This window comes from Faecalibacillus sp. TM498 (assembly GCF_020589955.1).
GTDB lineage: Bacteria > Bacillota_I > Bacilli_A > Erysipelotrichales > Coprobacillaceae > Faecalibacillus > Faecalibacillus intestinalis.
In genome coordinates this window covers 25089-34678 of sequence record NZ_JAJDKB010000028.1, presented here as the reverse complement: position 1 = coordinate 34678, position 9590 = coordinate 25089, and the positions used below count along the sequence as shown (strand labels likewise).

Annotated in this window: 9 protein-coding genes; 2 read left to right on the top strand and 7 right to left on the bottom strand. The window is 29.6% G+C overall.

The features are described 5' to 3' along the window. The 4 genes from LJD32_RS15650 to LJD32_RS09530 all read right to left on the bottom strand — a co-directional run. On the bottom strand, positions 1–124 hold a 124-nt coding region (locus LJD32_RS15650), incomplete at its 3' end, for a plasmid mobilization protein (RefSeq protein ID WP_396134815.1). Between the two features lie 81 nt (positions 125–205). After that, positions 206–1096, bottom strand: coding sequence for a hypothetical protein (locus LJD32_RS09540; RefSeq protein ID WP_227392258.1), 891 nt, complete (start codon positions 1094–1096; stop codon positions 206–208). 9 nt (positions 1097–1105) lie between these two features. Beyond that, positions 1106–2212, bottom strand: a complete 1107-nt coding sequence (locus LJD32_RS09535; protein WP_227392257.1) for a tyrosine-type recombinase/integrase — start codon at positions 2210–2212, stop codon at positions 1106–1108. A 106-nt stretch (positions 2213–2318) separates the two neighbouring features. After that, on the bottom strand, positions 2319–2507 hold the full coding sequence (locus LJD32_RS09530; protein WP_117788476.1) for a hypothetical protein: 189 nt from the start codon (positions 2505–2507) through the stop codon (positions 2319–2321). Between the two features lie 156 nt (positions 2508–2663). Between LJD32_RS09530 and LJD32_RS09525 the strand changes: the two genes are divergently transcribed. Continuing rightward, entirely contained in the window at positions 2664–3359 is a 696-nt protein-coding gene (locus tag LJD32_RS09525) for a helix-turn-helix domain-containing protein (protein ID WP_118245761.1), read from the top strand. Positions 3360–3610: 251 nt separating this feature from the next. On the opposite strand, the gene gap is transcribed toward LJD32_RS09525, so the two are convergent. After that, positions 3611–4624 (bottom strand): type I glyceraldehyde-3-phosphate dehydrogenase, encoded by a 1014-nt coding sequence (gene gap / locus LJD32_RS09520; protein WP_022001253.1) that lies wholly within the window; start codon positions 4622–4624, stop codon positions 3611–3613. A gap of 260 nt (positions 4625–4884) precedes the next feature. On the opposite strand from gap, the gene LJD32_RS09515 reads away from it, so the two are divergent. Then, positions 4885–5457 carry an ATP-dependent Clp protease proteolytic subunit gene (locus LJD32_RS09515; RefSeq protein WP_022001252.1) on the top strand — a complete coding sequence of 191 codons (573 nt, stop codon included), beginning with the start codon at positions 4885–4887 and terminating at the stop codon, positions 5455–5457. On the opposite strand, the gene LJD32_RS09510 is transcribed toward LJD32_RS09515, so the two are convergent. Together LJD32_RS09510 and LJD32_RS09505 are read right to left on the bottom strand one after the other, a co-directional pair. Beyond that, positions 5450–8542, bottom strand: a complete 3093-nt coding sequence (locus LJD32_RS09510; RefSeq protein ID WP_227392256.1) for a SpaA isopeptide-forming pilin-related protein — start codon at positions 8540–8542, stop codon at positions 5450–5452. The genes LJD32_RS09515 and LJD32_RS09510 overlap by 8 nt on opposite strands. A 112-nt stretch (positions 8543–8654) precedes the next feature. Beyond that, the gene (locus tag LJD32_RS09505) at positions 8655–9575 is read right to left on the bottom strand and encodes a hypothetical protein (RefSeq protein WP_227360085.1); all 921 of its coding nucleotides are present in this window, start codon (positions 9573–9575) and stop codon (positions 8655–8657) included. Positions 9576–9590 lie beyond the last annotated feature (15 nt).

Here is a 9590-nt window from a genome sequence, read left to right as displayed (position 1 = left end):
ATGATTTTGAAAAACAACGTCTGATATATTCTTCTCGGCTAAGTTTACTTTTAATTACTTTTCTATTCAAATCATTAAATTCATCATCATTTAATCTTACTTTAATTTCATGATTTCTTCTCATATTCTCCCTTCTTTCTTTGTTGGCGCTGCCAACTTGTGATTGTATTTTGGGCACAAAATACGTTGCTTGCTAATACAAAAACTACGAATTTAACATCCTATTATGATAAACTTCAATATCCTCATTATAAAGTTTTTTAAACTTCTCTTCTAAAGAATTCTTATAAGCTCTTTGCACTTCCAGATTAGCAATACTATCTGTGTTTAACCACTCTTTATATATTCCTTCTTTGCTTTCATCCATTTCTTCTACTTCACAATTTATATTTTCAAAATGGTTTGCAACTCCAACTTCCATATTTTCTAATGGATAGATATCTTTGTAATTATTAATAATACTTCTATCTAATATCATAATGATTGCTGCATCTTGATTTGCTAAGTTTTTTGTTAATCCATAAGCTTTTTTTATTAATATTCTTAATGCATCTGGAGTTAAAGGTGAATGATTTTTTTCTCTCACCTTTATAAAGCTTTCAAATTTTGCTCTAACCTTTTCATTGTCTATTTCATTTAAGATTCCAGCCAACTCTAATCTATCCTGTTCTTCACTATTCTTTTCTATACTATCCTGTGTTTCCAAAATGGATACACAATCTGTATCCACATTGGATACAAACTGTGTACATTCATCTTTCATTACATATTTTTTTCCAACCAATACTAATTGTTGTTTTTCTTTTTGATAAATCGTTGCTTTAAAACGATCCTTTTGAATATAATTGTGAAGATTCCAATGAATAATCACAACAATACCACTATCAAATTTCTTTATAAATCCATTTTCTACTAGTAGCTCCATATCTTCTATTTGACTATTCACATATTTCATAATCTTTTTTGGACTATTCACAAATCCTTCATCATCAGCATTCAAACTTAAATGAAAATACAAATTTTGTGCACTCGATGGCAAATCCAAAAACAAATCACTATTTATTATTGTTTTGGAGAACATTCTTCTTTCCGCCATAAATTTTCCTTAAAAAACTTTATCAATTTTATTCACAAGATCAACATCTGTACTAACAAATAAGTGAATATATGTTTTAAAACATTCCGCTTCAGAATGTCCCATACGTCTAGCAATCGCCGTAACTGAACATCCCATATTCGCCAATAAACTTGCATGGGAATGGCGTAAGTCATGCAAACGAATTCTTTCCAGTCCAGCAAGATCCGCCATATCCCAAAAACGATGTCTAATTGTTTCTCTTGCAATAGGAACATCCACCCCAAATAAAAATGTTTGATTTGTCACTCCATATATCTTTTTATAATAACTGATATATTCTACTAAAATCTCACAAAGATTTGTAGGAATCATTATTGTTCTTTCACTTCGACTTGATTTAGCTGGACCGATATGCCACCTATTATCTCCAATTCCAAAACTTAATGTTTTATTAATGTGAATTGTTTTCTTCTTTAAATCCACATCTTGTAAAGTAAGTGCTGATAGTTCTCCTACTCTCATACCAGTAAAATAAAGAACATTAATAATTACATAACATTCATATTCATGATGTACTTTATCCTTCGGCGCAGTTAACATAAGTTGTTTGAACTGTTCAGGAGTATAAAACTTCATTTCCTTTTTTATCTCATCTGGTTTTTTATAACGATCTATTTTAGTCATAGGATTATAGAGTATATAGTTTTCTTTTACACCAAACTTAAAAATTTTATTTAGATAAGAGTAGATTCCATTTACATAATTTGTTGAAGCCCCTCTTTTGATAAATGTATTTAATATCTTTTGAATATCAGCAGAAGTAATTGAAGATGCTTTTAAATCATATAAATCTACAAATTTCATCAACATATAGGCGTTGGTTTGTTTGGTTGTTGCTTTTATATTATTTTTAACTTTATCATCATATAATTCAGTAAGTTCTTTAAAAGTTACCGAACTGACTTTTTGTTTTTGTTCAAAATTAAATTTATCTTTAAAATCTAATTCTATTTTCTGTGCTTCCTTCTTCGTGGTCACACCTTTTAACTTTTTTGTATAGTTATAATAATCATTAGGACCTCTTTTAATTGTTCCTTTCATTACATAACCATCTTTTGTCTTATAGACAGCCATAAAGACTAATCTCCTTTCTTGAAAACATTGAACTTTATTCACAAGTTCGATATAATCAAGGAGTAAATTGTTCCAAATTTACATGTGAACTAATTGTCGCAACCAATTAGTTCCTTTTTTTTACTTCTTGATTAAAAAAATCCTTAACTACCGCAACTGGAATTTTTCCATACAAACATCTTTGTGGATCAATATCATACATGATACGCATGCGTTTCATAAAATTGATAGCACTACTTCTCGATACATTTGCATATTCTGCAATTTCAGTTGCACCCCAAAAGAGTTTTTCCATGTGTACCCACCTCCTTCTTTACAATTTAGCAAATTTATGCTAAATTGATTACATACATATACTAGCATTTAAAATTATACTTTTCAATATGTTTTTAGCATAAATATGCTAAAATAGTGAATAATACCATTATAAACAGAAAAGAGGATACATACTATGTTAACAATCAATAATGTATTGATTAATAGAATTGAGTCACAATCACTTTATGAAAAGTTATCAACTTTACCAACTATAGGTGATAGACTAAAATTTTTAAGAAAAGATTATCTCAAGAAGTCACGTGCAAAAATGGCAAGTGAAATGCAGATAGAACCTACTACAATTCAAAAATATGAGGAAAACAGAACTACTCCAAAAATATCACGTTTGAAAGAATTTGCAGATTATTTTCAATTACCTGTTGAAGTACTTACCGGAGAAGATGCCGATGTGATGATCATGGAAGATTACTTCTTGATTGGTAATTTACAATATTTTTGTTGGAGAATAGACTTTGATAGAGATCTATCAATTAGTGAAGAATTATTAAAACAAATTAAAATTGCTATTTATAAAGCAAATATTGAAATAGTTAAGCACATTAAAAATCAAAATGATTTAATATATGTATTGAAGCTCTTTGATTTGGATGAAGAAGATAGTTCTAGTGCACTTATTGATTTATTTGAGAAGAACATTCAATTAGTCACTAGAGGAGATTATAACGAAGATCATCAAAGAATAGAAAAACTATCTAAGGTTTTTGATTACGCAATTAATACAAAAAATCTTATTGATAAGAAAACTTATAATTCGATTGTGAATATCCTTTATCCACTTGTAGAATGTTATAAAAATAACCCTGAATAGACCACTTATTTTAAGCATCAAAAATTAATGATTTTTTGGTGCTTTTTTGGTGGGAATTTTGCACTTTTTTCGAATTTTTTTGGTATTTTTTTGGTATAGCCCATTTTTAGGGCATTTTTGACCATTATTTTATTCATAAAAAATAAAAACTCACAAATCAAAAAAACGTTGATTTCATGCGGGTTTTGGCGTAAAAAAAAGGGCTTCTTCTATCTTGAAACCCTTTTTTATTTAGCATATTTTTCGCTAGATTAAGCTAATTCAGCAAAATATTTAATAGTTCTAACCATGTTAGAAGTGTATGAGTTTTCGTTGTCATACCAAGCAACTGTTTGAACTTCTGTAGTTCCGTTGTCTAATGGTTTAACCATAGTTTGAGTTGCATCGAATAATGATCCGTAAGTGATTCCTACGATATCAGAAGATACTAATGGTTCTTCAGTATATCCGAATGATGGAGTAGTTGCTGCTTTCATAGCTGCATTTACTTCTTCAACTGTAACTTCACCTTCAACAACTGAAGTTAAGATAGTTGTAGATCCAGTTGGAACTGGTACACGTTGTGCAGAACCAATTAATTTACCATTTAATTCTGGGATTACTAATCCGATTGCTTTTGCAGCACCTGTTGAGTTAGGAACGATGTTAACTGCAGCTGCACGAGCTCTTCTTAAGTCACCTTTTCTATGAGGTCCATCTAATACCATTTGATCTCCAGTGTAAGCATGTACTGTTAACATGATACCAGATTTGATTGGTGCTAAATTATTTAAAGCGTTAGCCATTGGTGCTAAACAGTTAGTTGTACATGAAGCTGCTGAGATGATAGTGTCAGAAGCTTTTAAAGTACCTTCGTTTACACCGAATACGATTGTTGGTAAGTCATTTCCAGCAGGTGCTGAGATAACAACTTTTTTAGCTCCAGCATCGATATGAGCTTGAGATTTAGCTTTAGATACATAGAACCCAGTACATTCTAATACTACGTCTACACCGATTTCTCCCCATGGTAATTCAGCTGCGTTAGCTTTAGCGTAGATTTTGATTTCTTTTCCATCAACTGTGATTGAATCTTCACCAGCTTCTACTGTATCAGCTAATGCATATTTACCTTGTGCTGAATCATATTTTAATAAGTGTGCTAACATTTTAGGATTAGTTAAATCGTTGATTGCTACAACTTCATATCCTTCTGCATTAAACATTTGTCTGAATGCTAGACGTCCGATACGTCCAAATCCGTTAATTGCTACTTTTACTGCCATTTTATTAATATTCCTCCTTGTAAATAGCTTTTATGCCATTATTATAAGTCAAAAACTTCACAAAAGCAACTATTACAACGTTGATTTCTTGTATAAGATGCATTAATTTTTCCTTTATTTTTCTAATAATTCCCATTTCATCATATCGTTAGCGCTTACACTATTTTCTACTATTTTTTTAAAAAAATTTTTACTTATTTCATCAGCGCAAAGAATAATTTTTATTATTAATTTCTATAATTACATATGGAGGTTATTTTATGCATCTAATACCAACCGTTATAGAAAAAGATAAAAATCATCAATATGCCTACGATATCTATTCCAAACTTTTAGAAGAAAGAATTATTCTACTTACAGGAACTATCGACGATGCCATGGCAAGTTCAATTATTGGTCAATTACTTTATTTAGAAGCACAAGATAATAAAAATGATATTTACATGTATATCAATTCACCTGGCGGTAGTGTTTCTGCAGGACTAGCAATTTTTGATACAATGAACTTTGTTTCATGTGATGTCAGCACAATTTGTTGTGGCATGGCAGCAAGTATGGCTTCTATTCTTTTAAGTGCAGGTTCCAAAGGAAAAAGATGTGCATTAAAAAATAGTGAAATAATGATACATCAACCTCTTGCCTCTTTAGAAGGACAAGCAAGTGATATTGAAATAAACGCCAAAAGAATATGCAAACAAAAGAAAAAACTTTCACTTATTTTAAGCGAAAATTCTAAACAATCATTAGAAAAAATCATTCATGATTGTGATCGTGATTACTACTTAGATCCATTAGAAGCTTTAGAATATGGTCTTATTGATGAAATCATTTAGATTTAGGGGATTTAACATCCCTTTTTCTACATAAAAAAATACAAATTCCACTTAAAGCACCAAGCATTATAAAATAATTCAACTTTGAACTATCACCTGTTTTAATCGCTTGAATAATTGGTTGATCATACATGATGACTTTTTGTATTTCTCCAGTATCTTTAATCACAAATTCGACTTTTTCACTCTTTTCATAACCATAAGGTGCCATTGTTTCTTCTAAAATATATTTTTTACCAACTTCCAAATGACAAATGCGGTGTTCTTGATCAGTTGAAATCCAAGAATCAAGAACTTCTCCATCTTCATTTTTCACTTGTAAATGAGCTCCAGACAATTCTTTTTTATTTGTTATGTCTTTTTTAGAAATATCCACTTTAATATCTTCATCAACAACTTTTAAAACAATATTCTTTTCTCTTATTTCAAAAATTTGTTCTTTAGCTGTTGCATATCCACAAGGTGTCAATGTTTCTCTTAAAATATATTTTTCCCCACTATTAAGTCCTTGTATTAAGTGGGCTGTCTCATCTCCTTGAATATCTATACAATAATATGTCACATCTTCTCCATCTTTCAACATTAAAAAATAATCATTTGATTTTAATTGGGGAACAACTTTGTATTCAATACCTTCTTCATTTTTACCTTGACACATATCCCCTTTTAATATTTTTTTCTTCATAACATCATTAATATCAAAAATATGTTGTCCTGTAATCCATTGATCAATTCTATTTTTTGTTTTTGTAGAAACAACTGTAAGCTGTGCTCCTTTTAACAAATTACCATCTTCTTTTTGTTTATAAACTTTAACAAAAGTATCAATCATTTCTATTTTTTGATTTTCTTTTTCATAAGAAACTGTAAAAGATATATCATTTACTAAATTAAATCCTAAAGGTGCTAAATCTTCATGTAAAGTATACGTTTTTCCTTCTTCTAACCCACTTACAGGATGTTCATTTCCATCACTATACCATTGATCAACTGTATTCCCTTCCTCATCTATTACTTGTAATAAAGCTCCTTGAATTTCTTCACCACCTAAAGTTACTTTAGAAATTGTTACAACTTTATCTTTCATATTTACTTTTTGAATTTTTCCATCTTCATTGACTTTAAATTCAATTTTCGTTGCTTTTACATATCCTGCTGGACTTGTATCCTCATTTAAATAATAAGTTTTTCCACTTTCTAATCCATCTATTTCATGGGCCTTATTAGATGAAATCCATTCATCAATAACTTTTCCCTCTAAATCCGTAATAGACATTTTAGCACCACTAACTTCTTGATCACCAGTAACATCGGTTTTAGTAAATGTTGTCTTAGTAATTTGATTTGTTTGTTCATGAGAGTTTGTATAAATTGTTGTTGTATGATCTTTTTGTGTAATTTCAAAATCATAAGGTGTAGAATCTAAAACATAACCTTGAGGGCATGAAACTTCAACAACTTGATATTTTCCAAGAGGAATTCCTGTCATTTCTAATTGACCATTTTCATCTACAGAAATAATTCCTTCTTCATTCATTATTCCTTTTGAAACTTGTACACCATTTGAATAAGTAATCATTTGACCATCATTTGTATCAACAATACATTTTCCACTTCCTAAAGTAATTATTTCCCCTTTAGAATATAATTTTTTCAAGGATACTGTATCAACAATATCATTCATTGCTACAACTTTATATTTTGTTTTTTTAATATCTTTATCTGCAAGATCAACAGCTCCCTGACGTGCGTCTTCAAGTTTCTTTTGAAGTTTTAATGTTCCTGTTGGTCTTAATGTATTTACAACAATTTTCTTTGTTGTCTTATCTTTTACAATTGTCACTTGCCATTTAGCAACAACAGGTGCAAAGTGATCTTCACATTCAATCTCAGTAAGTGAATAAGTTCCTACAGGTAAATAATCAATAAATAATTCATAATCTCCATTTTCATCTTTTGTGACTTCAAAAGTTTCATCATATCCTGTATAAGAAGTTGAAATTAATCTAAATTTAGAATTTTTTTGAAATTCAGAAGTATTATCTACCTTAGAAAGGCGTAACGCTCCAAAATCCAACCATTCAACTTCATATTTTAATTTATTTCCATCAGGATCTAAATTCCATGAACCTTCTGTTTGTGTTCCTTCTGCACCATCTTTAATAGCTAATGCAGTAAACATTTCACAACCTTTTCCCGCAATATTTCCTGACTTATAATTTTCTGGACTATTTTTACATGGTGCTGTTAAATAGAAACTTTCTCCACCATTTACAGTTGCCGTCCCTCCTGTTTGCATCGTTCCTTTTGTTACGTTATATAGTGTAACATTATTTTGTAAAGGAACTTGAATGGTAGAATGACTTGTTCCTTCTAATTTAACAGTATTTGTTTTTTGAAGTTTATTTACCTTATCAAATTCAGCCTTAAAAGAGGCTGTAACTCCACCATCTTGACTTGGGCTAAAATAAGCATAACCAATATCAGGTTGATTCATAAGCCAGTTATAGCCCCATAAAATATTATCTCCATAACCACTATTACCATCTGCATTTGGCCATTTAGCATTGAAATCTTTTAAGTTTAACCCCATTAAATCTCCGCCATAAGCATAAGAAAGCCAAATATGGGTAAACAAATAAGCACCATCATCAAAGTTACCATGCTTTTCTCCAAAATCATCAGGAACACAAGAGTTTAATTCAACTGTATACATTTCTTTAATTGCTTGATCATAGCCTGGTCCTCCAAATCCATAATAAAGAATTTTTCTGACAGCCTCATTATTTTCAATCACTTGAGCTGGGTATTTTCCAACTGATGGTGATTTTTTACTTGCTTCTAAACAATAAGCATATTTATTATCATATTTACACATATAAGTGGACCATTTTTTCGCACTAGCTATTTTAGAAGACCACCACCATGGATAATCAATTTGTTTAATACGTGTAAATTCATGAGGTGTACTATTATCCCATGCTTCGACATTATTTGCATATTTTTGTGAAAAACACATAGATAAAATAAACACCATAACTGCAAATATTTTCATAACTTTATCAAATATTTTTTTCTGTTTCATTTCATATTCCTCCATCATAAATAATTTCTAATAAAAAAAGACAATCTCTGATTGCCTATGGACCTAAAATCCACTTATAAACACAATTCACTTTTACTCCTCCTTCAATTTTCTAAGAATGATTAATTCCATAATGAAATCTACTATGCCTCCACTCTATTCCTGAAAATTCAATAGCATCTGTACACTTTGTTTGATCAAACTTCTTTTTAGCATCTTCTAAAGAAACATTTGAATCAACATATAATCCACAAAGGTAACATTCATACCAATAAACCGTTTGTAGGGGCTTTGTTTGTTGATGATCATTATCTAAATGATCCTTTACATTATTTTTTTCATTTGATTGAGAGATTGTAATGTCCTCATTCGGTTTATTATTTTCACTTTCAATCTTATTCACATTATTTTCTTGATTATTTTGAGAATTAGTTGTTTCTTGTTTATTTTCTGTAACATTGACCTTAAATTCTTTTTCTCTTCTATTTTTATAAATATCTTCTACAAATACTTTTACTTGATATTCACCTATTCTATGAATATCGATTTGACTTGTATCTATTTGAATTTCTTTTAATGGTGATAAATCGGTAGCTATGATCAATGATTTAAAATCAATACTTTCTAAATCACTTTCTTTTATAACATCTACATTTTTAGGAAATGCTAGTACAGGTGCTAATGTATCTTTACAAATAATTTGAATCGTTGAAAGCTTATTATTATATTTTATAAAAATCTTATATTTTCCTACTGCTGGATAACTTTTTTGATCTTCATTTTGAAGATTATCCGTTATACTTACATTCTTTTTTAAATAACAAATCTCCTTTTTACTCATTCCTGTTGTATCCACTAAACCTTTAAAATTAGCATAATAAGTTTGTCCATATTCAATATTGATTTTTTTCTTTTTTAGGACCAGTGTTGGTGGTGTATCTTTAGTTATAAAAAAAAGCATACCAATAAGCATGCCTAATAAAGTAATCAATACAATTAATTTTTTACACTCTTTAAAATATTTATAAATCATAATCTTCACCTCATT

What these genes read in the sequence shown, in the direction of transcription:
- LJD32_RS09505 (WP_227360085.1), bottom strand. Translation starts at nt 9,575, where the DNA reads ATGATTTATAAATATTTTAAAGAGTGTAAAAAATTAATTGTATTGATT.
- LJD32_RS09530 (WP_117788476.1), bottom strand. Translation starts at nt 2,507, where the DNA reads ATGGAAAAACTCTTTTGGGGTGCAACTGAAATTGCAGAATATGCAAAT.
- LJD32_RS09540 (WP_227392258.1), bottom strand. Translation starts at nt 1,096, where the DNA reads ATGGCGGAAAGAAGAATGTTCTCCAAAACAATAATAAATAGTGATTTG.
- LJD32_RS09525 (WP_118245761.1), top strand. Translation starts at nt 2,664, where the DNA reads ATGTTAACAATCAATAATGTATTGATTAATAGAATTGAGTCACAATCA.
- LJD32_RS09510 (WP_227392256.1), bottom strand. Translation starts at nt 8,542, where the DNA reads ATGAAACAGAAAAAAATATTTGATAAAGTTATGAAAATATTTGCAGTT.
- LJD32_RS09515 (WP_022001252.1), top strand. Translation starts at nt 4,885, where the DNA reads ATGCATCTAATACCAACCGTTATAGAAAAAGATAAAAATCATCAATAT.
- LJD32_RS09535 (WP_227392257.1), bottom strand. Translation starts at nt 2,212, where the DNA reads ATGGCTGTCTATAAGACAAAAGATGGTTATGTAATGAAAGGAACAATT.
- gap (WP_022001253.1), bottom strand. Translation starts at nt 4,624, where the DNA reads ATGGCAGTAAAAGTAGCAATTAACGGATTTGGACGTATCGGACGTCTA.